This is a genomic window from Streptomyces sp. NPDC096324 (assembly GCF_044763015.1).
GTDB lineage: Bacteria > Actinomycetota > Actinomycetes > Streptomycetales > Streptomycetaceae > Streptomyces.
In genome coordinates, this window is sequence record NZ_JBIWFK010000003.1 from 43350 (window position 1) to 69074 (window position 25725).

General features: G+C 73.4%; 15 protein-coding genes. 5 read left to right on the forward strand and 10 right to left on the reverse strand.

Annotation, left to right across the window (positions count from 1 at the left end):
* Positions 1–123 precede the first annotated feature (123 nt).
* Positions 124–537: an organic hydroperoxide resistance protein gene (locus ACIQ7M_RS07655; RefSeq protein WP_361681287.1), complete on the forward strand. Its 414-nt coding sequence runs from the start codon at positions 124–126 to the stop codon at positions 535–537.
* A 111-nt stretch (positions 538–648) separates the two neighbouring features.
* On the opposite strand, the gene ACIQ7M_RS07660 is transcribed toward ACIQ7M_RS07655, so the two are convergent.
* The 9 genes from ACIQ7M_RS07660 to ACIQ7M_RS07700 all read right to left on the reverse strand — a co-directional run bounded on the left by ACIQ7M_RS07660 (position 649) and on the right by ACIQ7M_RS07700 (position 19305).
* On the reverse strand, positions 649–2316 hold the full coding sequence (locus ACIQ7M_RS07660; protein ID WP_403641022.1) for a hypothetical protein: 1668 nt from the start codon (positions 2314–2316) through the stop codon (positions 649–651).
* A gap of 84 nt (positions 2317–2400) precedes the next feature.
* Positions 2401–3798: a hypothetical protein gene (locus ACIQ7M_RS07665; protein WP_403641025.1), complete on the reverse strand. Its 1398-nt coding sequence runs from the start codon at positions 3796–3798 to the stop codon at positions 2401–2403.
* Positions 3795–6005 (reverse strand): CDP-glycerol glycerophosphotransferase family protein, encoded by a 2211-nt coding sequence (locus ACIQ7M_RS07670; protein WP_403641028.1) that lies wholly within the window; start codon positions 6003–6005, stop codon positions 3795–3797. Before ACIQ7M_RS07670 ends, ACIQ7M_RS07665 begins: the two co-directional genes overlap by 4 nt.
* Before the next feature lies 1 nt (position 6006).
* Positions 6007–8166, reverse strand: coding sequence for a CDP-glycerol glycerophosphotransferase family protein (locus ACIQ7M_RS07675; protein WP_403641031.1), 2160 nt, complete (start codon positions 8164–8166; stop codon positions 6007–6009).
* A 123-nt stretch (positions 8167–8289) separates the two neighbouring features.
* Entirely contained in the window at positions 8290–10842 is a 2553-nt protein-coding gene (locus ACIQ7M_RS07680) for a CDP-glycerol glycerophosphotransferase family protein (protein WP_403641034.1), read from the reverse strand.
* A 150-nt stretch (positions 10843–10992) separates the two neighbouring features.
* Positions 10993–11904, reverse strand: a complete 912-nt coding sequence (locus ACIQ7M_RS07685) for a carbohydrate ABC transporter permease (RefSeq protein WP_355770413.1) — start codon at positions 11902–11904, stop codon at positions 10993–10995.
* Complete coding sequence (locus tag ACIQ7M_RS07690; RefSeq protein ID WP_403641038.1) at positions 11901–13241, reverse strand: carbohydrate ABC transporter permease; 1341 nt, start codon at positions 13239–13241, stop codon at positions 11901–11903. The genes ACIQ7M_RS07685 and ACIQ7M_RS07690 overlap by 4 nt, the downstream gene beginning before the upstream one ends.
* Positions 13242–13248: 7 nt before the next feature.
* On the reverse strand, positions 13249–14655 hold the full coding sequence (locus ACIQ7M_RS07695) for an ABC transporter substrate-binding protein (RefSeq protein WP_403641042.1): 1407 nt from the start codon (positions 14653–14655) through the stop codon (positions 13249–13251).
* Positions 14656–15249: 594 nt separating this feature from the next.
* Positions 15250–19305 carry an FHA domain-containing protein gene (locus tag ACIQ7M_RS07700; protein WP_403642181.1) on the reverse strand — a complete coding sequence of 1352 codons (4056 nt, stop codon included), beginning with the start codon at positions 19303–19305 and terminating at the stop codon, positions 15250–15252.
* A gap of 509 nt (positions 19306–19814) precedes the next feature.
* Between ACIQ7M_RS07700 and ACIQ7M_RS07705 the strand changes: the two genes are divergently transcribed.
* The 4 genes from ACIQ7M_RS07705 to ACIQ7M_RS07720 all read left to right on the forward strand — a co-directional run bounded on the left by ACIQ7M_RS07705 (position 19815) and on the right by ACIQ7M_RS07720 (position 25302).
* Positions 19815–21485 (forward strand): protein kinase, encoded by a 1671-nt coding sequence (locus ACIQ7M_RS07705; protein ID WP_403641045.1) that lies wholly within the window; start codon positions 19815–19817, stop codon positions 21483–21485.
* A gap of 187 nt (positions 21486–21672) precedes the next feature.
* Positions 21673–22911, forward strand: a complete 1239-nt coding sequence (locus ACIQ7M_RS07710; RefSeq protein ID WP_355775395.1) for a serine/threonine-protein kinase — start codon at positions 21673–21675, stop codon at positions 22909–22911.
* Positions 22912–23279: 368 nt separating this feature from the next.
* Complete coding sequence (gene prfB / locus ACIQ7M_RS07715) at positions 23280–24386, forward strand: peptide chain release factor 2 (RefSeq protein WP_386989671.1); 1107 nt, start codon at positions 23280–23282, stop codon at positions 24384–24386.
* A 337-nt stretch (positions 24387–24723) separates the two neighbouring features.
* Positions 24724–25302: a hypothetical protein gene (locus tag ACIQ7M_RS07720; protein ID WP_403641050.1), complete on the forward strand. Its 579-nt coding sequence runs from the start codon at positions 24724–24726 to the stop codon at positions 25300–25302.
* Positions 25303–25397: 95 nt separating this feature from the next.
* Here the strand turns inward: ACIQ7M_RS07720 and ACIQ7M_RS07725 are convergent, their stop codons facing one another.
* Positions 25398–25589: a hypothetical protein gene (locus tag ACIQ7M_RS07725; protein WP_326787440.1), complete on the reverse strand. Its 192-nt coding sequence runs from the start codon at positions 25587–25589 to the stop codon at positions 25398–25400.
* Positions 25590–25725 lie beyond the last annotated feature (136 nt).

Sequence of the window (25725 nt, forward strand, 5' to 3'; positions counted from 1 at the left end):
CCTCAGGATAGCTCTAGCGAGCAATTAAGTTGTGCACAACTGAATTGCGTGCTCTAATTCTGGTCGTGGGGCCGCCGGACCGGCAGCCCCCGCCACGATTCCGACCTGAGAGGGATGGTCCCCATGGACGCGCTCTACACCGCCGTCGCCACCGCCACCCACGGCCGCGAGGGCCGTGCCGTCAGCTCCGACGGCACGCTCGACCTCGAACTCGGCATTCCGGTGGAGATGGGCGGCAGTGGCAAGGGCACCAACCCCGAGCAGCTCTTCGCCGCCGGGTACGCGGCCTGCTTCGCGAGCGCCCTCGGCCTGGTCGGCCGCGCCGCGAAGGTCGACGTCACCCAGGCCGCCGTGACCGGCGAGGTGGGCATCGGCAAGCAGGGCGAGGGCTTCGGCCTGGCCGTCACGCTCCGCGTCGAGCTGCCCGACACCGTGGACGAGGAGACCGGCCGCAAGCTGGTCGAGCAGGCCCACCAGGTCTGCCCCTACTCCAACGCCACCCGCGGCAACATCCCGGTCGAGCTCGTCATCGAGTAACCGGCACCGAGCGGGCCGGTGCCGGAGGGTCCGTCATCGAGCGGTACGGACCGCCGCACCGGCCTCACGTCGTGTCCGCGACGTCCCGCCCGCCCCGCGGGCGGGACGACGTCACGGACGCGACCCGGCACCGGCACCCGCATCGCCCTTCGCGCCGGCTCCTGCACCGGCCGCCGCACCGGTGCGGGTGCCGGGCCCCGGCCCGATCCGGGCCAGCACCTCCCCGGTCTCCCGGCTCCACGCCACCACCGTCGCCTCCTCGGGCACCGGCCGCCAGCGCGTCAGCAGCAGCCAGCGGGCGTGGTACCGGCGGGCGACCGCCGTGCGTTCGGCCCTGGTCGACGACGGGTCGAGATAGGCGCGCACGGCCCTGAGCCGGCGCAGCCGTTCGCTCTCGGCGAGGGCCGGGTCGGGCCAGGCGGGCGCCGCGAGATCCGGGCCGTAGCCCGCGAGCAGATGGACCGAGTAGTACCCGTCCGCGATGACCGCCTCGCCGGGCCGGATGTACCGGGCCGCCCAGTCGTACGTCGGCCAGTGCGGCGGCTGGGCGAAGCCGACGGGGTCGAGCCATCGCGGCACCACCGCTCCGGCCTGCACGGCCAGGAACCCGGTCAGCGCCCCCGCGGCCGCGGCCCCGCCCAGCACCCGCCGCCACGGTCCCCACGGCCGCGGCTCCGCCAGCTCCACCCCGAGCGCGAACTGGAGCGGCACCAGCGTGAGCCCGAGGATCCTGCCGTACGTGTAGTGGCCGCTCACCCAGCCGTACGCCACCACCGCGCACTCCAGCGCGAACATCAGGACCAGCGGATCGCGCCACCCGTGCCCCTCGCTCCGCCGGGCGCGCCGGGCGCGCAGCCACAGCGCGGGCACCCCGGTCAGCGCCAGCCAGAAGTGTCCGGGCATCCGGTCGTACAACTGCTCGTGCATGGCGTCCACGCTGCGGTCCCCGGTCAGCGCGAAGACGTCGAAGTACGGCCACGCGTACGCGACGAGGAGCGCCACCACGCCCGCGAGCAGCCACCGGCACACCACCGCCGGACGCCGGCCGCGTTGCCACCCCGCCACGAACGCCACCCCGCCCAGCACCGCCGCGATCGACGTGATCGGATGCACGAGCAGGATCAGTCCGTACAGGGCGCCGAGCGCCGCGTACCCCCACCGGCTTCCGAGGCCGCCCGGGCCGACGAACCGGACGAGGCCGCCCGTGCCCGCCGCGCGCCGGCCCGTGAACGCCCAGGCCCAGAAGGCCAGTCCGATGGCGAACGTCGAGGGATAGCCCAGGTTGCCGGTCATCGACATCAGCCCGAGGTAGCCGCTCCACCAGGCCCGCTCCGTGCCCCACAGCAGCACCATCGCGAACAGGCACAGGACGGGCGCCGCGCGACGGGGTGTCAGCACACGGGTGAAGCGGCCGATGCCGGTCAGCAGCACCAGCAGGTTGACCGGCCCCGACAGCCGCACCACCGCCCAGCCGCCGAGTCCGGTCAGCCGCGCGAAGGCGCCCTGGGCCACCGCGTACGGCGAGTAGTACGGGCTGCCCGCGCCCGGCAGGTCCGCCATCGGATGGCGCGGGTGCAGCAGGTCCGCCCGCAGGCGTTCGACGACTGCCGCGTGCTGGCCGGCGTCGCAGCACAACGGGGTCCGCCAGTACGCGAGTGTCATCACCAGCCAGAACAGGCCGCCCCAGACCTGGTAGGGCGTCGGACGCCGGCGGCCCCGGCCGCGCAGCGCGGTCGCGCCGCGGACGGCCACCCGCCGGGTGACGACGTCGGCGCTCATCGGGCGGCGGGGGAACAGGGAGCGGCGGTTTCCGGCATCTGCCCTATATGCCCGCCGCGATCGGCGGCCTAGCCCTTGATCACCTCATCGAGCGACCTCGGACTCCCTCCGCCTGTGCCCCGGAACCAGACCGCCGGGCAGCCGGGTGCCCGGGCGGGTGACCGTGTCCAGCAGTAGGGGCAGGCCCACCGCCGGCAGCAGCCACAGCAGCACGATCAGCCGGTCGCCCCAGACGTTGATGTCGGGGTGCGCGGCCTGGTTGAGCACCCCGGTGCCCGCCGCCGCCAGCAGGAACACGGCGAAGGCCCGATGCCTGCGCAGCGCCCCCCACCCGGCCGCCACCACGGCCGCGAGGAACAGCGGCTCCCACAACTGGCGGCGCGTCCACTCGATCCAGAAGGCCGCCTCCAGATGGAGGAACTCCGGCCACGGATGGACGCGGTCGGGACGCGCGTAATGCCCGGTGAGCAGATCCTGCACGCTCTCCGACTGGGACGGGTAGTGCAGGACCTTCGCGAGCAGCAGGGTGGCCAGCACGCCGCAGCCCGCCACCGCGCCCAGCGTCCGCAGCGGCCCGTCCCACCGGCGCCGCCGCGCCAGGAGCACCGCGCAGGAGGCGCCCAGACACAGCCCGAGGAACAGCGCCTGCGAGTGCTTCACCGTGAACAGGACCGCCAGACAGCCGCCGACCAGCCAGGTCCCGGCCCGCGCCCGGTCCTCCAGGACCAGCGCGCAGCCCCACAGGGCCGCGAGGGTCACGGCCATCATCAGGCCCTCGGTCATCGGGCGCATCGCCGTCGTACCGCACGGCAGGACGTAGTAGAGGGCCTGCCCGGTCAGGGCCGCGCCGGTGGAGGTGCCCAGGGTGCGCAGGAGGAGGAAGAGGAGGACGCCCCCGGCCACCGTCACGACGACGGCCGAGGCCCACAGGCCCCAGGTCACCCCCAGCAGCGTGACGAAGGGAACCAGAAGCACCGGATATCCCGGCCGCGCCTCGAAGATCCGCATGAATCGGGGCGGCATGAACGGCACCGTGTGTCCCGTCGTCGGCTCGGCCGCCAGCCGCGCGGACAGGCCCCGCCACTGCTCGCGCCGGCACTCGGCGACGACCCGCCGGGTCGGACTCGCCCGATGGAAGCGCACCACGTCGACGGCCTGGTTGCGCCGGGCCACGGACGCCTTGCCCGCGCACACGTAGTCGATCGTCAGCGCGGCGGCCTCCTGCTTGCCGTAGCCGCTCAGGTCCAGCGCGTAAGTCAGATAGTTCTTGGTGTCCGGGGTGTCCCGGTTGGTGACGTTGGCGAGCTGGAGGACCGCGAAGACGACGGCGATCAGGATCACCCGGCCACGGGCCGAACGCGGGACCCGCGCCCGGAACCGACGGGGCCGCGCGGCTCCGGGCGCGGCACCGCGGCCGCCCGGGACGCCGGTCGCCGTGTCGGTCGCCGTGTCGGTCGCGGGGCCGTCCGAGGCGGCGCTCATGACGACGCGAGGACGTCGTGGCCCGCCTGGGCGGGCAGGGCGGCGATCGTCGACGGCGGTACGAGCCGCTCGCCGAGCATCAGCGTGCGCACCACCCGCTCCGCGGCCCTGCCGTCGTCGAACTCGCAGAACCGTGACCGGAATCCGGCCCGCAGCCGCTCCGACTCCCCGTCCCGCCAGGCCTCCGACGCGAACAGTTCCGCCAACTCCCGCTGAGAGAAGGCGACATGTCCCGGAGCATCGGCCGTGATGTCGAAGTAGGCGCCCCGGCTCGCCGCGTACGCGCCCCAGTCGTCGGCGAGGAGCACGATCGGCCGGTCGAGGTTGGCGTAGTCGAACATGAGGGCCGAGTAGTCGGTCACCAGGGCGTCGGAGGCCAGCATCACGTCCTCGACGCACGGCTCGTCGGTCGCGTCGACCACGACACCGCGCCGGTGCAGCTCGGCCAGCCCCATTCCGCGCGCCGGGCCGTCCGCGAGCGAGGGATGCAGCCGTACGACCAGGGTGTGGTCCGCGCCGAGGCCGTCCGCGAACGCGGTCAGGTCGAGACGTTCGGCGTGCCCGCCGCGGACGTACTCGCGGCGCGTCGGCGCGTACAGCACCACCCGGTTCCCGGCCGGGATCCCGAGGCGCGCGCGGGCCGCCTCCCCGTCCTCGGTCCGGGCCCGCACCAGGACGTCGTTGCGGGGGCTGCCGCTGCGCAGCGAGGTGAAGTGGCAGGGGTAGGCACGGTCCCAGACCAGCTCCGAGTGCCGGTTGGCGACCAGGCTGTAGTCCCAGCGGTCGGCGCGGCGCAGCATCTGCGGCACGTCGACGCCGTGCCGCGCGCCCGGCTTGTGCAGCAGGTCCGCGGCCATGTACTTCAGCGGGGTGCCCTGGTGGGTGTGGACGTGGACGCTGCCGGGCCGCTTGACCAGCGAGCCGGGCCAGTTGACGTTGTTCACGAAGTACGTGGCCCGCGCGGTGATCCGGCGGTAGGCGAGCGAGTCGAGCAGGACGTGCTCGGTGTCCGGCGGCAGCAGCGCCGCCTGCTCCTCGTCACGCACCACCCACACCCCGCGTACGTGCGGGGCGAGTTCGCGCGCGGCGGCGTACACCGCGGCAGGATCGCCGAGCACCCCCCGGTGCGAGAACGCCGAGTACACCGCCAGACGCGGGTCCAGCGGCCGGTGTCCGTGCACCGCGGACCAGCCGTGCTTGACCCGCGCGGCGACGGCCCGGCGGCCCTGCTGTGCGCGCCGGGCCAGTTCCCGCCCCGCGCGGTCCGCCTGCCGCCGTACCCGGTAGCGGGTGAAACCGCCTTCCAGGAGCCGCAGTTCGGCCGGGACGGGACCGCTCCCGTGCCTGCGGAACAGCGCGGCCGTCAGCCGGAAGAACTCGGCCTTGTCCTCCTCGGGCAGCCGGTCCTCCTTGGAGAGGATGTCGAGGCAGTGCTCGCCCATCTTGCGGTGCAGGTAAGGGCGCCAGTGCGCGAGTTCCGGCCGGGAGCCGACGAACGCGAAGACCCGCTCGTACTGGTCGTGGATGTCGAAGTGCTTGCGGCTGGTGGTGGACAGGATGTTGCCCTGCCTGCGCTGGCGGTAGGCCAGACAGATCCGGTCCAGGGCCGCGATCCGCTCCGCGCTGAGCATCACCGGGAACGTCCAGGGCGTGTCCTCGTAGTACCCCGGCGGGAAGGCGAAGCCCTCCCGCTCCACGAACGCGCGGCGGTAGACCTTGTTCCACACCACCATCAACAGATCGAGGATCTCCGGGTGTTCGGCCGCGGAGAAGGTGCCGGGGCCGGCCTCCGCGAGGACCCGCGCGAGCACGTTCCTGCGGGTGCCGCCCCACCAATAGGTGCGCGCGTAGTCGAAGACCAGCACATCCGGGTCGGCCGTCTCGTCCAGGCGGTCGGCGACGGCGCGCAGCGCGCCCGGTGTGAGGGTGTCGTCGCTGTCGAGGAAGAAGAGGTAGTCGCCGCCGGCGAGCGGCATCCCGGCGTTGCGGGCGCGGCCGAGGCCCACGTTCTCCGGCAGGTGCAGCACCCGTACCCGGGGATCGCGGGCCGCGTACTCGTCGAGGATCTCGCCGCAGCCGTCCGGGGAACAGTCGTCGACGGCGATGACCTCGATGTCCGTGTACGACTGCTCCAGGACCGAGTCGAGACACTCGCGCAGAAAGCCCTGCACCTTGAAGACGGGGACGATGATGCTGAAGCGGGGCACGTCAGCTCCTTACGAGGGTGGACGCGGCGGGAGCCGGGACGCGTTCGGCGAGCGGCAGGACGGGCGGGATCGTCTCGGGGGACTCGCCCAGCAGCACCCTGCGCACCACCCGCTCGGCGGCCCTGCCGTCGTCGAACTGGCAGAAGCGCTCACGGAAGCGGGCCCGCAGCGCGGCGGCGGCCGGATCCGCGTAGGAGCCGTCGGTGAACAGCGCGGCCAGCTCGTCCGGGGTGCGCGCCACCCGGCCCGGCGGCTCCTCCATCACGTCGAAGTAGACGCCCCGGGTCTCCCGGTAGACCTCCCAGTCGTCCGCGTACACGACGACCGGCCGGTCGAGGTTGGCGTAGTCGAACATGATCGACGAGTAGTCCGTGATCAGCGCGTCGGCGGCCAGACAGACGTCCTCGGAGGACCGGTGCCCGGTCACGTCGATGATCCGTCCGCTGCCGCGCCCACGGCCCTCGTCGTAGAAGTAGTGGGCGCGCAGCAGGACGACGAACCGCTCGCCGATCGCCTCGCAGAAGGCCTCCAGGTCCAGCCGGGACTCGAAGCCGGTGCTGTGGTCGCGGTGCGTGGGCGCGTACAGCAGCGCCGTCCGGCCCTCGGGCACCCCGAGCCGTTCGCGGACCCGGGCCACGTCCTCGGCGGACGCCGTGCAGTAGACGTCGTTGCGCGGATAGCCGTACTCCAGCGCCTCGTAGCCGCCCGGGAAGGCCCGTTCCCACATCTGGGTGGAGTGCCGGTTGGAGGAGAGGTTGTAGTCCCAGCGGTCCACCCGGGCCAGCAGCTTGGTGAAGCTGCCGGTCGCGGCGGCCACCACCGGGAACGTCGACTGGTCGACACCCATCTTCTTCAGCGGTGTGCCGTGCTGGGTCTGGAGGTGCACGCTGCCGGGGCGTTTGACCACACCGTCCGCGAAGTTGGCGTTGTTGACCAGGTACTTGGCACGGGCCAGCACCTCCCAGGCGCGCCGGCTGCCGATCACCGCGTGCTCGACGTCCTTCGGCAGCGCGTCGACGGCCTCCGGCTCGACCAGGAACACCGACCGGACGTGCGGGGCGAGTTCGCGCGCCTTGGCGTGGATCGCCGCCGGATTGCAGGCGTAACCCCGGCCCCAGTACGCGCAGTACACCGCGAGGTTCTCGTCGAGGGGACGGCGGAGCTGGAGGGCGTAGCGCGCCCGGGTGCGCAGGGTCCGCCCCCGGGGCACCCGGCGCAGCACACCGGAGACGGCCCGGTTCGTGCCGCGCAGCGCGCGGAACGCGCTGTACGCGCCCGCCGCGAGCAGCAGGTGCTGCACCCCGAGACTGCCCGCAGGAGTCCGGAACCCGGCCGGACGGTGCCGCCGGTAGAGCTTGCCCGCCCGGCGGAAGAAGGCCCGGCGGCGGCGCGCGGGCACCCGGGCCGGGTGCGCGGCCGTCTTCAGGACCTGGGAGAAGAGCTGGCCGAACAGCGCCTTCGACCGGGCCGCGGGCAGGGTCCGCCGTGCGGCGTGGACGAGGACCCGCTCGACCTGGTCGAGGAGGTCGAAGTGGTGCTCGCCCGGGGCGTTGAGCCGACTGCCCTGACGGCGCAGGTGATGCCGTACGCAGACCGTCCGCAGCACCGCCGGCCGCTCGGCCGCCACCGTCACCAGGCCGCCCCAGCCCGTGTCCGTGTAATGCCCTTCGGGGAAGGCGAGTTCGTGCTCGGCGACGAAGCCGCGGCGGTACACGGCGCTCCACGCCGGAACGTGTACGCCGAGGACCTCCGGGGCCTTGTCGAGCGGGGGCGTGCTCGGCTCGCCCTCCCACCAGTGCACCCGCTGATGCCCGAAGTAGAGGACGTCCAGGCCGGCCGGGAGACCCGCGTCGAGGGCGTCCAGGGCGCCCGGCACCAGTTCGTCGTCGCCGTCGAGGAAGAGCAGGTACGCGCCCTTCGCCGCCGCGGTCCCGGCGTTGCGCGCCGCGCCCAGTCCGCCCGACGGCGGCGAATGGACCGGGACCACCCGGGAGTCCCGGTCCGCGTACGCGGCGGCGACCGCCGCGGCCGGGGAGTCCGGCTCGTCGCAGACCGGGATCAGCTCGAAGTCGCCGAAGGACTGGGCCAGGACCGAGTCCAGCGCGCGGGCCAGGTGCCCGGCGACTTCGAAGGTGGGCACGATGACACTGAAGCGGGGCATTCTGCTCTTTCTCTCAAGGGGCGCCTGACGGGGAGTTCATCTCCCGGGGCGCCCGGCCGGCCGCCAGGTGGAGGGCCGGGTGGGCGTGGGCCGCGAGGGACTGGACGGCACGCGGACTCCGGTTCAGAGGGTCTCGGTCGACGGAACGGCGCCCCCGGGAGCCGGGACGCCCCCGAGCGGCGGATCGGATTCAGGGACGCTCGCGAGCGGTCGGCCGGGGTCCGGGACGCTCCCGAGCGACTGGCCGGGGTCCGGGACGCTCACGAGGGTCCGCTCGGCGCCCGGAACGCCCCCGAGCGGTCGGCCGGAATCCGGGACACCCACGAGCGGTCGGCCCGAGTCCGGGACGCCCGTGGGCGACCGCTCGGCGCCTGGGACGCTCCCGAGCGGTCGGCTCGACTCCGGGACGCCCGTGCGCGACCGCTCGGTGCCCGGGACACCCACGAGAGGTCGGTCGATGGCCGGGACGCCCGCCAGGGCCGCTTCGGCCGAGGGGGCGGGGCGGCGTTCGGCGAGGGGGACGAACGGGGGCAGTCCGGCGCTCTCGCCGAGCACCACATGCCGTACGACCCGTTCGGCGGCCCGCCCGTCGTCGTAGGGGCAGAACCGCTCGCGGAACGCGGCCCGCAGCCGGGCCGACTCCGGGCCGCGCCACCGCCCGGTCGCGAAGACGTCGATCAGCTCGTCCTCGCCGCGCGCGAGGGCGCCCGGCGGGAAGGCGCGCACGTCGAAGTAGGTGCCGCGGGCCGCCTCGTACGCCTCCCAGTCGTCGGCGAGGACGACGACCGGCCGGTCCAGGACCGCGTAGTCGAACATCAGCGACGAGTAGTCGGTGACCAGCGCGTCCGAGGCGAGGCACAGCGACTCGACACTCGGATGGCCGGACACGTCGATGACCCGGCCGCCCGCCGTCTCCGTGAGCGGCGCCCCGTAGGCGTGATGGGCGCGGGCCAGCACCACGAACCGCGGGCCCAGCTCGCGCAGTACCCGCTCCAGGTCCAGGGTGCGCGGCCGGCTGCGACGGTAGTCCCGGTACGTGGGCGCGTACAGCACGGCGACCGCGCCCGCGGGGATGCCGAGCGAGGCGCGCAGCCGGTCCACGTCCGCCGGCGTCGCGTGCTGGAAGACGTCGTTGCGGGGCAGCCCGTACTCCAGCGTGGTGTACGAGGAGGGGAAGACGCGCTCCCAGACGAGCGTGGAGTGGCGGTTGCCGGACAGGCAGTAGTCCCACGTGTCGGCACCGCGCAGCAGCTCGGCGAAGTCGGTGCCGCGCGCGGCGGCCGGCCGGTCCTGGAGATCGAGCCCCATCCGCTTGAGCGGGGTCCCGTGTTGCGTCTGGATCATGACCTGGCCGGGCCGCTTGACCAGCCGCCGGTCGAAGTTGACGTTGTTCACCAGGTACTTGGAGCGGGCGAGTGCCGTCCAGTACGCCGCCGTGCCCGGACGCAGCGGCCGCGTCCGGTCCGGGATCGTGTGGTGGTGCTCGGCGTGCGCGATCCACGCGGTGCGGATGTGCGGCGCGAAGCTGCGGAACGCGGACTCCAGGGCGCCCGGGTTGCAGCCGTGGCCCCGGCCCCAGTAGCTGGAGAAGACGGCCCGGTCGGCGCGCAGCGGAAGACGGAGCTGCACGCGGTAGTGGCACTGGAGCGCGGCGCCGCGCACCGCGCGCCGCAGCCCGGCGGCCGGCCGCACGGCTCTCTTCCTCACCCGCGACAGGAAGGACAGCAGACGGTACGTGCGATGCGTGCCGAGGCCGACCAGCACGTGGCGCAGCCGGGTGCGCGGACCGCCCGGAGCGCCCGGGACACGGTAACGGCGGTAGTGCGCACGGGCCTTGCGCAGGAACTCGGCCCGGGCCGCGCGCGGCAGCCGGCCCCGCTTCACGAACACCGTGGCGAAGTGGTCGATCATGCGCCGGAACAGGACCGGACGCCAACGGTCCAGCTCCGGGTGCGCCGCGACATGCGCGAAGACCCGGTCGTACTGCTCGAAGACGTCGAAGTGCTGACGGCTGCTGGTGCCGAGGATGCTGCCGTGGCGCCGCTGGCGGTAGTGCACACAGACCCGGTCGAGGGTCGCGATCGTCTCGGCGGACATCAGCGCCGGATACGTCCAGGGCGTGTCCTCGTAGTAGCCGGGCGGGAACCGGAAGCCCGCGCGCTCGACGAACTCCCGGCGGTACGCCTTGTTCCACACCACCATCAACAGCCGCAGCAGTCCGGGCCGTTCGTCCAGCCGGAACGGCGCCGGGCCCTCCTCGGTGAGCTGCGCCGCGGCCTGGTTCCGGACGGTCTCGCCCGACCAGTACGTCCGCGCGTAGTCGTACACCAGGACGTCCGGGTCGCCCGTCTCCTCCAGCCGGCCGGCGATGGCCCGCAGCGCGTCCGGGGTGAGCGTGTCGTCGCCGTCCAGGAAGATCAGGTAGTCGCCGGTGGCGCGGTCGAGACCGGCGTTGCGGGCGCGCCCGAGGCCCACGTTCTCGGGCAGGTGCACGGCCAGCACACGGGAGTCGCGGGCCGCGAACTCGTCGATGACCGCCCCGCAGGCGTCGGGTGAACAGTCGTCGACCGCGATGAGTTCGAGATCGGGGCAGGACTGTTCGAGCACGGATTCAAGGCACTCGTGCAGGTACGCCTGAACCTTGTACACGGGGACGATGACACTGAACCTGGGCACGGGACATCCATGGGTCGGCGCGGGCATACTGCCCGGGAACGGCCGAAGGGGTGACTTGGTTACGCCAGATGTGGCATCCGGGGGACGCGGGGTGAACGCCGAGGGGCGGGCCGGTGTCCGGCCCGCCCCTCAAGCACCTCCGCGACCTGCCTACTTGACCGCGCCCGCCATCACCCCGGAGACGAACTGCCGCTGGAACGCGAAGAACACGGCCAGCGGGATCACCATCGAGATGAAGGCGCCCGGCGCCAGCACGTCGATGTTGTTGCCGAACTGGCGTACCTGTGTCTGGAGAGCGACCGTGATGGGCTGGCTCCCCGAGTCGGAGAACACCAGCGCGACCAGCATGTCGTTCCACACCCACAGGAACTGGAAGATCCCCAGTGAGGCGATCGCGGGACCGCCGAGCGGCATCACGACCCGTGTGAACAGGCGCAGTTCGCCCGCGCCGTCCAGTCGTGCCGCCTCCAGGAGCTCCCTCGGGATCTCCGCGAAGAAGTTCCGCAGCAGGAACACCGCGAAGGGCAGTCCGTAGCCGACGTGGAAGAGGACCACGCCGGTGACCGACCCGAAGACGCCGATCTTCCCGAAGAGTTCGGCGATCGGGATCAGCGCCACCTGCACCGGGACGACCAGCAGACCGACCACGCCGAGGAACCACCAGTCGCGGCCGGGGAACTCCATCCAGGCGAAGGCGTAGCCCGCGAGCGAGCCGATCACGACGACCAGCAGGGTCGCCGGAACCGTGATCAGCACCGTGTTGAGCAGCGAGTTGGTGATGTCGCTGTTCTCCAGGAGCCTCTGGTAGTTGTCCAGGGTGAGCTGCGAGGGCGCGGTGAACACTTTCCACCAGCCGCTGCCGCTCATGTCCTCGGGGCTGCGCAGCGAGGACAGCAGCAGCCCGATCGTCGGCACCAGCCAGAACAGGCCGACGAGCACCAGGAGGACGCGTACGACACCGCCGCCGAGCCCGCTCGCGATCCGTGAACCGAGCGAGGGCCGGGCCCTGTTCACGGCTGACGCGGGCGCGGTCTTCGCCAACTGTCCGGCATGTGTGGTCATCGCCGCACCTCTCGCCTGAGCCTGCGGACGTTGAAGGCCATCACCGGGATCACCAGCAGGAGCAGGAACACCGCGATGGCGCTCGCCACGCCCGGCCTGCCCTCCGAGAAGCCCTTGCGGTACAGCTCCAGGGCCAGCACGTTCGCGTCGTCCTGGGAGGAGCCGGGCGCGATGATGAACACCAGGTCGAAGACCTTCAGCACATTGATCATCAAGGTCACGGCGACGACCGCGAGCACCGGCGCGAGGAGCGGCACGGTGACCCGGCGGAACACCTGCCACTCGTTCGCCCCGTCGACCCGGGCGGCTTCCAGGAGTTCGCGCGGTATGCCCGCGAGACCCGCCGCGATCAGCACCATCGCGAAGCCCGCCCACATCCAGACGTACGAGCCGATGATGGCCGGGGTGACCAGGGACGGGCCCAGCCAGTCGACCCCGTTGTACGGCTCCGCGAAGTTGCTCGCCGGCAGCCGCAGCCGCGCTCCGTCCGCGGCGCCCGAGAGCGAGAACGTGCCGTCGTCGGCCACCTTCGCCGAGTCGACGACCTCGCCGTTCTTGACCGCCTCGATCCTCATCCCGGAGTAGCCCAGCTCGCCCGGGTCGACCTGGCCGAGCCTGCCGACGCCCTTCCCGCGGGTGAAGTCCTGCCAGGCCGTGCCCGTGACCTTGCCGGGATCCGTGGCCGCCCGCACCGCCTTCCTCGCGCTGTCCGGCATCCGGTCCGGGGCGACGCCGACCAGCGGCAGGGCGACGGACTGCCCGGTGTGCACGGCGTCCCGGGTGACGAACCCGCCCTTGTCGGCCGTCAGGGGCGACTCCCGGCCGGGGTGGGCCTTCGGGAACGCCGACGCCGGGGCGAAGGTGTCGTGCACCCCCACCCACACCGCGTTCGCGACGCCCTTGTCCGGGTCCTGGTCGTACACCAGCCGGAAGATGATGCCGGCGGCGAGCATCGAGATCGCCATCGGCATGAAGACGACCAGCTTGAACGCCGTTCCCCAGCGCACCCGTTCGGTGAGCACCGCGAAGATCAGCCCCAGCGCGGTCGCGACCGTCGGGGCGAACACCACCCAGATGATGTTGTTCTTGAGGGCGGTGCGGATGCCGTCGTCGGTGAACAGCGCCTTGTAGTTGTCGAACCCGGCGAACCCGTCGCCCTGTTGGTCGTAGAAGCTGCGCACGACCGAGTACCCGATCGGGTAGACCACGAGCGCGCCGAGCAGCACCAGGGCGGGCAGCAGGAAGAGCACCGCCACCGTCCTGCGGGTCCCGGTCACGCTCTTGCGTGTACGGGCCGGGGGCACCGGTGCGGTGCCTCCGGCCGTCGCCGACGTCATGTCCGGATCAGCCCTTGTAGGCCGCTGCGGCGTCCGATTCGAGCTTCGCCTGTGCCCCCGCCACGTCCTTCGGGTTCTTCAGGAAGTCCTGGAGGTCCTTCCACTCGCCCTTGCCGGGCGTGCCGCCGAAGGCCTGCGGGGCCTGGTCGGACATGTCGAAGCGGAAGTCGTCGCCCGCCGCGATCAGTGCCTTGGCGATGGCCCGCTGGACGGCGTTCGGATAGGCGGAGTCGGCCACGTTCCTGTTCGGGGAGAGGTAGCCGCCGAGCTTGGCCTGGATGGTCGCCGCGTCCGGTGAGGCGAGGAACGTCAGCAGCGCCTGGGCCGCCTTCGAGTCCTTCAGGACGACGGCCGCGTCACCGCCGCTGACCACCGGCGCCTTGTCGCCGACCGCCGGGAACGGGAACACCTTCGCGTCCGTCCCGATCTTCGCCTTCGTCTCCGCGATGTTGACGCCCACGAAGTCGCCCTCGAAGACCATGCCCGCCTTCGGCTGGTCGCCGCCGGTGAACGTCTGCGTGACCGAGGCCGGGAACTCCGTCTGGAGCGCGCCGTCCGGGCCGCCCGCGATCAGGTTCTTGTCGCCCCACAACTGGGCCAGCGTGGTCAGGGCGTCCTTCACGGACGGATCCGTCCACTTGATCTTGTGCTGGGCGAGCTGGTCGTACTTCTCGGGGCCCGCCTGGGAGAGGTAGACGTTCTCGAACCAGTCGGTGAGCGTCCAGCCGTCGGCGCCGCCGACCGAGACGGGGGTGACACCGGAGTCGTAGATCGTGTGCGCGGTGGCCAGGAACTCCTTCCAGGTCGTGGGCTCCTTGGCCCCCGCGTTCTCGAAGACCTTGGTGTTGTACCAGACCAGGGACTTGTTGGCGGCCTTGTAGTACACGGCGTACTGCTTGCCGCCGACCTTGCCGAGGTCCTGCCAGCCCTGCGCGTAGTTCTTCGTCAACTGGGCCTGCGCGTCCGGGCCGACGGGCTTCGCCCACCCCTTGTCGACGGCCTGCTTCACCGCGCCTACCTGGGGGAGCAGTGCCACGTCCGGGGGCGCGCCGCCCGCGATCTTCGAACCGAGGAAGTTGATGATCGGGTCCTGCGCCGGTACGAAGGTGACCTTCGCGCCGGTGCGCTTCTCGAACTCCGCGAGCACCTTCTTGAAGTTGGCCTGTTCCGCCCCGGTCCACACGGCGGCGACCTCCAGGGTGGCACCGTCGAGCTTGGGCAGGGTGACGGAGCCCGCGCCGCCGCTCTCCGTGGCCTTGCCGCCGTCGCTTCCCTTGTCGTCATCGCCGCCGCCACCGCACGCCGTCAGCGTGAGCGCGCCGGCGACGAGGGCGGCCGCCGCGGCCCGCGCGGCTCCGCGCGAGCGGCGGGTGGAGTGATCGGGCGACCTGCGTATCTGAGGAATGCTGCGCATCACTGCCCCGTTCTTCGTTCTTCGTCGAACGTCAAAGCGGCTGCTGCCCGGATCACTCCGGTCTACGCCTGCCCACTCGGGGGCGGCAAGACCGCCGGTGGTGTCAAGTGGGCGATCGTGACGGGGTCGTGACGTCGCGTCACGGTCGCGCGGCGCCCCGACGGCGCGCGACCGCACGGAGACGGGAGCGGCACCGACGCCCTGACGTGCGCGGATGCCGGTGACGGATTCCCGCCCCACGGGCGTCCCGGTACGGGCTGCGCCGGTCGGGGCGTTCCGGTCGCCGGGTGCAGGGGGCCGGAACGCCCCGACCGGCGGCTGCTGCGGTCAGGGCGCCCCGGTCGCCGGTCGCGGGGATAGGGCGCCCCGGCTGCGGCTTCCGGTGGTCGCGCCCCCCGTCCGCGGATCGCGGTGATCAGGGTGTCCGGGCCGGGGGCTGGGGCGGTCAGGCGTCTTCCGGCGGTGGGGTGCCCCGCTCCAGGCCGTGTCCGCAACGTCGCGTCGTCCGCCCGGTCGCCGGGCAGATGCGACTTTGTGGACACGGCCTACGTGTCCGGGCCGCCGGTTGTGGCGGTCAGGTCTTCAGGGTGCGGGTCACAGCAGCGAGGGCATCTCGGTCGCCGAGACGGAGCGCGCGGCCCGCTCCAGGGCGCTGGCGAGCAGGGCCAGGTCCGTCGGGCCGTTGCCCAGCTCGCGGACCGGGCGGCGGGCCGGCGGGTCCCCCATGCGGTGCCACTCCAGGGGCACGACCGTGGGCCGCAGGGTCGCCGTCCGCGGAATGCGTCCCGTGACCCGCCCGCCCTGGAAGGGGATCTCCCGGCCGTCGGGGAGCCGCAGCCGGCCCCGCCCGGGGGCCGGTTCCTCCGGTCCGGGCGACGGCGCGTCCAGGGTGACGCGCAACGCGGCGGAACGCGTCAGCTCCGACGCGGCCGTACGGCCGTCGGCGCCGGACGCCGCCACGAGGTGGACCCCGAGCCGGTCGCCCTCCCGGACGACGGCCTCCAGCGCCCGTACGACCGAACCGGCCGCCGGGCGTCCCGGAGAGCCCAGTGGCGGTGCCAGCAGGGCGTCCAGATCGTCGACGACCACGACCAGGCGGGCCAGCGCCGGCCCCGGCTCGGTCTGCCGGTGCGCGGCGGCGGGCCGCAGCCGCAGCGTCGAGCTGGACGGGGTGTCGAGGTCCGAGGCGCCCAGCGAGGAGGTCCCGCCCGACGAGCTTCCGCCCGAGCGCTGGGCCACGATCCGGCCGGGGACCGTCCGCCCGGCATGCCACTCCGCGAAGCCGAGCCGGCCGAGGAGTTCGGACCGCCGCTTCAGCTCGGCGCTCAGCGACTGGGCGAACTCCCGCATCCGGACGGGGTCGTTGGCCGTGAGGTGGGTGGTGACGTGTGGCAGGTCGGTGCAGACCTGGAGGCCTTCCCCGCCGCCCGCGCCGCCGTGGGCCGCGGTTCCGTCGCGTCCGTCCATCAGGACGATCCCGAGCCGGTCGGGCCGCTCGGCGGCGGCGAGGGACGCGGCGACCGAACGCAGCAGCTCCGTGCGGCCGCTGCCCGGCGGGCCCTCGATCAGCAGATGCGGGCCCTCGACGGGCAGGTCCACGGCGACGGGTCCGCGCGGGCCGGCGCCGAGCACCGCCCGCGCCCGCCCGCCGAACGCCTCGCTGTCGTCCGCGGCGTCCGCCCAACGCGCCATCAGGGAGGCGGGAGTGGCCCGCGCCAGCCCCAACTCGTCGAGCAGACGGGCCGTCTGGGGCAGGGGCGCCGACACGCGCGTGTGCCGGTCCCCGGTCGTGCCGTCCGTCCGCAGCGGCGCCAGGGAGCGGGCGAACCGCTCGGCCCAGGCGAGGGACACGGCGTCCACGGCGGCGACGGTGCCGTGCCCCACAGGGCCGCGCGGGAACGGGTTCCCGGCGCCGGAGGACGTACGGCCCGTGCGGGACGCGGTGGCGTCGGCACGGCCGCCGGAACCGGTGTGCCGGCCGGACGCCGGGCGCGGGATGCCCGTGTGAGCGGCTCCCGCGTGCCGGGTGCCGGAGTGCGCCGGCGAGGCGTGCGCGGCGCCGGAGGAACCCCGCCCGCCGCCGTCGGGCCCGCCGTGCGGTGCCGCTTCGGCACGCTCGCCGCTGCCGCCCGGTGCCACCCGCATCAGCCGCAGCGCCGTGGCCACGTCCCCGCTCAGCAACGCCACCGCCCCGCACTCGCGGAACGCCGACGACACCTCGCACGCCGCCTCGTAGGTCTCCGTCACCGGCGACGCGGGCGAGGCGGCGACGGTCTCGGCGAGGCACACCAGATGGATCCCGGCCCGCGAGCCCTCGTGCGCGAGGCGCGTCAGGCCCTCCCGCACGTCGGCGCCCCCGGGGTCCCCGTCCACGATCACCACCGTGTACGGGCCGTCGTACCCCTCGTCCACGTCGTCGGCCCGCGCCCAGGACGGCCTTCGTGCCGCGCCCGGCGAGCCGCCGTCGCCCGAGGGGGTGACGTGTCCGGCGCGCCCGGCGGCCGTGTCGTGCGTCCCGGACCGGGCGGCCGGAACCGTGGCACCGGCACCCCCGGACAGCGGACGACGTACGCGCGGTGCCTCCTCCGCCTCCGCCAGGTGGTCCTCCAGGCGGCGCAGGAGCTCGTCCGTGCGCGCCGACGCCTGCTCACGGTCGTAGGCGAGGAGCAGACGGCAGTCCTGGCCGTGGGCGGGACGCAGATGGGGGAGCCAGCCGAGCCAGGACCACTCGGCGGTGCGCTCCTCGACCGGGCGGGTCCGGTCGGTGCTGATGAGGACGATCTCCAGGGTGTCGGGGGAGTGCAGCACGGCGAGCTGCGCGACGACCGCGCGGGCCAGCCCGGACAGCCGCGCCCGTGGTCCGGCCAGGCCCAGGGAGCCGGCCTCCCGCAGCCCGGCGGTCACCGGCACGGCGGGCAGCAGGCCCGAGCCGTCCGGCGCGGTCCGGTCGGCCGTGCCCAGCCGTACCGTCAGTGCCTCGGGGTGACCGGGGCCGCGTTCCCACAGCCGGGGACCGGGGCCCATCGCGGTGAGCAGCAGGGTCGCCGGATCGGGCCAGCTCTCGGGCGAGCGCCGCACGGCGGGAAGGAGTTCCTCGACCGCGACGGCGCCGTCCTCGTACGTCTCCCGCGCCGGGGACGGTCCTCCGCGGCCGCCCGCCAGACGCCGGGCCCACGCGCCGATGCCGCCCCGCCTGCGGGCACCCGGCGGAATGTCCGTGCCGTGCGTGGGCGTGCCCGTGCGGGCGGAGGGGATGCCTGCACCAGGGGTGTCGGACGCGTCGGGGCCGAAAGCCTCCGCGTCGACCGGCCCCGTCCCGTCCTGGCCGGCGGAGCCCGCGGGCCCGCCCGTCTCGCGCGCGGACGTGCCGGAGCCGCGGCCCTCCGTCGTCGAGCCCCGCGGGCCGCTCTCGATCCGGGGCGCCCGGCCCTGTTCCGGCACCGCCGGGGGCACGGCCCGTCCGTGCTCCAGCGCTCCGGGGACGCCGCCCGCGGAAGCGCCCCACTCCGCGGTCCCGTAGGCGTGATGCGTCTCGCCCGCCGGCGGCAGACCACCGCTCTGGGCGAGGGAGGCGCTCTCCCCACGCGCGTGGGGCACGGCACCGCGCGGCTGAGAGGCGCCCGGTCCGGGGGCGGTGGTGCCTTGTGGGGCTTCCCCCGGGAAGCCGCCGGCGGTCGCGGACGTCGCTGAGGGCGCTGAAGCGGCCGGAGTCGCGGGGGCGGTGGAACCAGGGGAGGCCGAGCCGGGCCGGGCGGTGGCGCCGGCGGTCGCGGCGCCGTGCCCGGCGGCGAACCCGCCGGGCCGGGCGGCGCCGGAGGCGCCCGCCGGGGTGCCGTGACCGGCGGACCCGCCGTGCTGGGCGGTGGCGGAGGCGCCCGCGTGTGTGCCGTGACCGGCCGACCCGCCCGCCCGGGCGGGAGCGTCTCCGGCGAACCCGCCGGGGCGGGCCCGGGCATCCTCGGCGGAGCCGGTCCGCACCCGCACATGGCCCTCGCCGTCCGGAGCCGTCTCCACGAGGCCCGGGTTTCCCGGCGGGGCGAGCCGCAGGGCGGACTCGCCGACGCGCAGCAGCGCGCCCGCGGTGAAGGGGACGGGGCGGCCGCCGACACGGGAGCCGTCGAGTGTCGTGCCGTTCGTGGACCCGATGTCGGCGACCGAGACACGGCCCTCGGGGGTGACGGTGACCGCGCAGTGCAGGCGGGACACGTCCGGGTCGTCCAGCGGCACGTCGGCGTCCGCGGAGCGGCCGATGCGGATCTGGCCGCCGTGCAGCAGGTGCACGCCGCCCGCGTCCGGTCCCGCGACCACATGGAGCTGGGCCGACACGTCGTCCAGGTCGGGACCGGGCTCGGCGGGCGCGCCCAGACTGAGCACGGCGCCGTCGGTCAGCGGCGGCTCGCCGAGTGTGCAGCGCTGGGCGTCCAGCCGCTCCGCGCCCGCGTAGAGCACGATCTGGCCCCCGCCGGACTCACGGCCCCGCTCGCCCTGTGAGGTGCCCCCGCTTCCCCCGACCGCCGCGGCCAGTCCCGACGCGACCGCGGCCAGCGCCGTCCCGGCGGGCGCGGTGACCAGCACATCGCAGGCCGCGGCTCGCCCCCGCGGTTCCGAGGGCGGGCCCAGCGGGTCTACGACGGTCAGCCGGATCTGCATCGCCGTCAGGGGTCCCTTCAGCACAGGCGCCGCGACGAGGGCGAGGCTGCGCTGCGGTCCCCCACCGCAGATCCCCCCACCGCACACGGGCACGTCGGCCAGTAACTGGAGGCATCCTCGCACCTGCCACCGACAACACGCCCGCCCCCCACCCGTAAGTGATCTTGATTGGTCGGCTCTGCCCGTAAAAGTTCCTGACCAGTGCCCTCCCGATGACGGCTTGAGATCGCTCACGCCCGGTCCGGGCAACCAAGCGACCGGAGTGAGCGTCTTTCCGTCGAACACGTGCGAGCGTCTTTCCGTCGAACATGGACGGGGCCGCCTACGTAAGCGCTTATGCGAACCACAGGTGCCCTTATGCGAACCACAGGTGCGTACGGGACCTATGGGAAAGCACACGGGCAGGACAGCCCGTCGCCGGGCAGGTCGGCACTAGAGTGGGTCGGAAACTCCTGTACCACGGTGATCACGGTGGACGGACCAGGCAAGCAAGCAACAGGGAGCGCAACGTGCGGCCGGTAGGGAGCAAGTACCTCCTTGAGGAGCCCCTGGGGCGCGGCGCCACAGGCACGGTCTGGCGCGCCCGCCAGCGGGAGACCGCCGGCGCCGAGGCGGCCGTCGCGGGACAGCCCGGCGAGACCGTGGCGATCAAGGTCCTGAAGGAAGAACTCGCCGGCGACGCCGACATCGTGATGCGCTTCCTCCGGGAGCGTTCGGTGCTGCTGCGCCTGACCCACCCGAACATCGTGCGGGTGCGCGACCTCGTCGTCGAGGGCGATCTCCTCGCCCTCGTCATGGACCTGATCGACGGTCCCGACCTGCACCGCTACCTGCGCGAGAACGGGCCGTTCTCGCCCGTCGCGGCCGCCCTGCTCACCGCCCAGATCGCCGACGCGCTCGCCGCCAGCCACGCCGACGGCGTCGTGCACCGCGACCTGAAGCCCGCGAACGTCCTGCTCAAGCAGGACGCCGGCCAGATGCATCCGATGCTGACCGACTTCGGCATCGCGCGGCTCGCCGATTCCCCCGGCCTCACCCGGACCCACGAATTCGTCGGCACTCCCGCGTACGTCGCCCCGGAGTCCGCCGAGGGACGCCCGCAGACGTCCGCCGTCGACATCTACGGCGCCGGCATCCTGATGTACGAGCTGGTCACCGGCCGCCCGCCGTTCGCCGGCAGCTCCGCCCTCGAAGTGCTGCACCAGCACCTGAGCGCCGAACCGCGCCGCCCCTCGACCGTCCCGGACCCGCTGTGGACCGTCATAGAGCGCTGCCTGCGCAAGAACCCGGACGAACGGCCCAGCGCCGAGAACCTCGCCCGCGCCCTGCGTGCCGTCGCCTCGGGCGTCGGGGTGCACGCCTCACCCGCGCAGATCGCCGCCGCCGAGGGCGTGGGCGCCCTGCTCGCCCCCGACCCGGCCCCGGCGCACGTCCCGGACATGCCCGGCTCGGCCGACCCGACCCAGGTGCTCCCGCAGGGCGCGGGCTCCTACGACCCGTACGGCGCCACCAGCGTGCTGCCGCACACCTCGGGAGCGGCCGACCCCACCGCCGTGCTGCCGCCGGTTCCGCAGAACCAGCCGGGCGGACAGCCCGGCCGGGGCGAGGACCCGCACCCCTGGCAGAACCAGATGCGCGCGGCCCGTGACCGCAACGAACAGACGCAGGTCCAGTACCTCGACCCGAACGAGGACCCGCTGCGCCGCCGCCCGCAGCGCCAGGTCGCGCAGCCGCAGGGGCAGCCCCAGCAGCAGCGTCCGCAGCGCGGCCAGCAGCCGCCGCCCGGATACGGCTATCCGCAGCAGCAGCCCCAGCAGCAGTACGCGCCGCAGCACCAGCAGCAGCAGCGCTACGCCCCGGCGCCCCAGCAGCAGCCCCAGCCGCAGCGGTACGCGCCGGAGCCGCAGCGGCCGCAGCAGCCCGCCCCCCGTCAGCGCGAGCCCCGCCAGGGCAGCGCCAACCCGATGAAGATCCCGGGACTCGGCTGCCTCAAGGGGTGCCTGTTCACGATCGTCATCCTGTTCGTGGCCGGCTGGCTGGTCTGGGAGTTCAGCCCCCTTCAAGGCTGGATCCACTCCACCAGGGGTTTCTGGGACGAGCTGACCTACCGGTACGACCAGGTCAGCGGCTGGATCGGGGATCTCGGCTCGAAGGACCCCTCGGGCGGCTCGGGCAACTGATCCCCGGACGTCTGATCCGCGGAGCCCCGGACTTCTGGTCCGGGGCTCTGGTGCGACCGGTCCCAGGCTCCGGGGCAGCCGACTCTGGCGATTTGTCGACATCTGATGGGTGATTTCGGTCCGGGGCGTGAAGGTTGGCTCCGCGGGCGCGTACTTTAAGCGGCAACACGCGTCTGTAGGAGCAGTCTTGGCACGCAAGATCGGCAGCAGGTACACCGCGCACCAGATCCTGGGGCGGGGGAGCGCCGGCACGGTGTGGCTCGGCGAGGGGCCCGAGGGGCCCGTCGCCATCAAGCTGTTGCGCGAGGACCTCGCGTCCGACCAGGAGCTGGTGGGGCGCTTCGTGCAGGAGCGCACCGCGCTGCTCGGCCTCGACCACCCCCACGTGGTGGCGGTGCGCGACCTGGTGGTGGACGGCAACGACCTCGCCCTCGTCATGGACCTGGTGCGGGGCACCGACCTGCGCACCCGGCTCGACCGGGAACGCCGGCTCGCCCCGGAGGCCGCGGTCGCGATCGTCGCCGACGTGGCGGACGGGCTCGCCGCCGCGCACGCGGCCGGGGTCGTCCACCGCGACGTGAAGCCCGAGAACGTCCTGCTCGACATGCAGGGCCCGCTCGGCCCCGGCGGCTCCCACCCGGCCCTCCTGACCGACTTCGGCGTGGCCAAGCTCATCGACTCGCCCCGCCGGACCAAGGTCACGAAGATCATCGGTACGCCGGACTATCTCGCGCCCGAGATCATCGAGGGCCTGCCGCCGCGTGCCGCCGTCGACATCTACGCCCTGGCGACCGTGCTCTACGAGCTGCTCGCCGGTTTCACGCCGTTCGGGGGCGGACACCCCGGCGCGGTCCTGCGCCGCCATGTCACCGAGACCGTGGTCCCGCTCCCGGGCATCCCGGACGAGCTGTGGCAGCTCATCGTGCAGTGCCTGGCGAAGGCGCCCGCGTCCCGGCTGCGGGCCTCCGAGCTGGGCGCGCGGCTGCGGGAGCAGCTCCCGCTGCTGGCCGGTATGCCGCCGCTGGACGTGGACTCCCCGGACGCGGACTCCGCGGACGGGGACGAGGAGTACGAGGAGAGCGCGGAGCCGGTACCGCCCGCCGCGGCGCGTGAGCGGCGCGGGGCCGTGCCCCTGGTGCCGGGGGCCGCGCCCGACTCGAACCGGGACACGCACACCTCGATGCGGGTGCCGGCACCCGACGAGCTGGCCGGCGGGGCCCGGGGGACGGCTCGCGCGCCCCGGGCCGCGGGCGCGCCGCGTCCCGGGTCCGCCCGGCACCGTGCCTCCGCCCGGCGGCGGCGGATCACGCTGGGGGTGGCGGCCGTCGTCCTGGTGGCGGCCGGTGTCGGCACCTGGCTCGCCACCTCCGGCGACGGTGACGCGGCCCCTCAGGACACGAAGAACTCGGCCCCGGCTTCGCCCTGACCCCCCGCCCCACGAAGACCTGCTTTCGCCCCTCCGCCCCTACCCTCCCCCAAGGTCTCGGCTTCGCTCGACCAGGGGGGACCCCCCCTCGTCCCCGGGGGCGCTGCCCCCGGCCCCCCGGCCCCCCGGCCCCCCGCTCCTCAATCGCCGGAGGGGCTTGATTTTCCCGCCGGGGAGTTTCAGCCCGTCCGGCGATTGAGGACGAGGCCGTTCAGGCCGAAGCGGGGGTCTGGGGGCGGCAGCCCCCAGGATCGGGTCGGGTAGGGGCGGAGGGGGCGAGACTCGCTTCTGCCCGGTGCCGGGTGGTCGGCTGGGTCCCTCGGGGGCGAGGGGCGAGGCCCGGTTGCCGTAACCGTTACGCTGGAGGCGTGGCAGTCGTCGATGTTTCCGAAGAGCTCAAGTCCCTCTCCTCGACCATGGAGTCGATCGAGGCCGTCCTGGACCTCGACAAGCTGAGGGCAGATGTCGCCGTGCTCGAGGAGCAGGCGGCCGCGCCGTCCCTGTGGGACGACCCGGACGAGGCGCAGAAGATCACCAGCAAGCTGAGCCACCTCCAGGCGGAGGTCAGGAAGGCCGAGGCGCTCCGCGGGCGTATCGACGATCTGGGCGTGCTCTTCGAGATGGCCGAGGAGGAGGACGACCCGGACACCCGCGCCGAGGCCGACGCCGAGCTCGTCTCCGTCAAGAAGGCGCTGGACGAGATGGAGGTCCGTACCCTCCTGTCCGGCGAGTACGACTCCCGTGAGGCCGTCGTCACCATCCGCGCCGAGGCCGGCGGCGTCGACGCCTCCGACTTCGCCGAGAAGCTCCAGCGCATGTACCTGCGCTGGGCCGAGCGCCACGGCTACAAGACGGAGCTGTACGAGACCTCGTACGCGGAAGAGGCGGGCATCAAGTCCACCACCTTCGCCGTCCACTCGCCGTACGCGTACGGCACGCTCTCCGTCGAGCAGGGCACGCACCGCCTGGTGCGCATCTCGCCGTTCGACAACCAGGGGCGCCGCCAGACCTCCTTCGCCGGTGTCGAGATCCTGCCGGTGGTCGAGCAGACCGACCACATCGAGATCGACGAGTCCGAGCTGCGGATCGACGTGTACCGCTCGTCCGGTCCCGGCGGCCAGGGCGTCAACACCACCGACTCCGCGGTGCGCCTGACCCACCTGGCCACCGGCATCGTCGTCTCCTGCCAGAACGAGCGGTCGCAGATCCAGAACAAGGCCTCGGCCATGAACGTTCTGCAGGCCAAGCTCCTCGAGCGGCGCCGGCAGGAGGAGCAGGCCGCGATGGACGCCCTCAAGGGCGACGGCGGCAACTCCTGGGGCAACCAGATGCGTTCGTACGTCCTGCACCCGTACCAGATGGTCAAGGACCTGCGCACGGAGTTCGAAGTCGGCAACCCCGAGGCCGTGTTCGGTGGCGAGATCGACGGCTTCCTGGAGGCCGGAATTCGCTGGCGCAAGCAGCAGGAGAAGTAGGCACACGACAGAAGCGGTGCGGGCGGACGTTCTCCGCCCCCGCTGAAACCTCTTTGTCGACAAGGCAACTGCCGTCCACTGGGCGGCAGTTGCCTTCGTTTGTTGGGGCCGTATGGGTTTTCCGTCACAGTCACATGTCCCCAGGCCAGGCAAACGCTGCCGTTCCGGACATCGCGTACGCAACGACCTTGACGCTGCTTTGAAAACTGGGAAGGGTGACGTGTGGCATGCGTATCACCGGGGCGCATGTGAACCGGGGGGTCGAACGAAATCTCCTGTGACGCCGTGGCTCCGGACGCTGCTCCATTGACGATCAGCTACTGGGGGTAGCAGGCAGATGACCAAGAAGACGCGGATTCTCGCGGCCCGAATAGCCGCCGGCGCGGTGATCGCGGCCGGCGCCTCACTGACCGTGGCCGGTGTCGCCTCGGCGACCGGCACCGACGGCCCGACCCCGACCCCGACCCCGACCGTCACGGGTATCCCGGAGTCGCCGGATCCCGGGACGTCGGCGCCCACGACGCCGGATCCGGGGACGTCGGCGCCCACGACGCCGGATCCCGGGACGTCGGCGCCCACGACCCCGGATCCGGGGACGTCGGCGCCCTCGACGCCCACCGGCGAGCCGACCGAGGAGGACCCGAGCTCCGGCAGCAGCACCGCTCCCGCGGAGAACGGCACCGGCGGCAACAACGCCGACCCCGACGGCGGGTCCTCGGTGCAGGAGGAGGGCTCCTCGGCCCTCACCGACACCGGTTCGGACACCCAGGCCCAGGGCAAGGACGGCGCGCTGGCCGAGACCGGTGCCGGTCAGACCACGTTCCTGATCATCGGTGCGGCCACGATGATCGCCGGCGGTGTCGGCTTCCGCCTGCTGCCGCGCCTCGCGGGCGGCCGCGGCGGTGCCGCCGCCTGACGTTCCACACGTACGACGAAGGGCCCGGAGCAGCTCGCTCCGGGCCCTGCCCGTGTCCCGGGGTCGACGGCCGTGCCGGACCGCCCCCGCGGCTCTCAGACGGTCTGGTGGGCCACCAGCGCCAGTGCCGCGATCAGTACCGCGAGCAGCGCGATCAGTGCCATGGGGTTGAGTCCCGCGAAGGGGCTCTCCTGCTGGAGTCGCTCCCTGTTCGCGCGGCAGACGCGGCAGCGGCCCTCGCTGACGGGTGCCGCGCAGTTAGCGCATACCAGTCGGTCGTACGTCATGCGCCGGCCCTCCTTGCGACGTCTCCGCATACGCAGCGCTCTCGCGTACACATCGCCCTCTTAACGCTGCGGCGAACGCAACCGTTCCCCTACCACTGTGCCAGGTTCCGCGGATTTCGGCGCGGCCCCCCTTTTT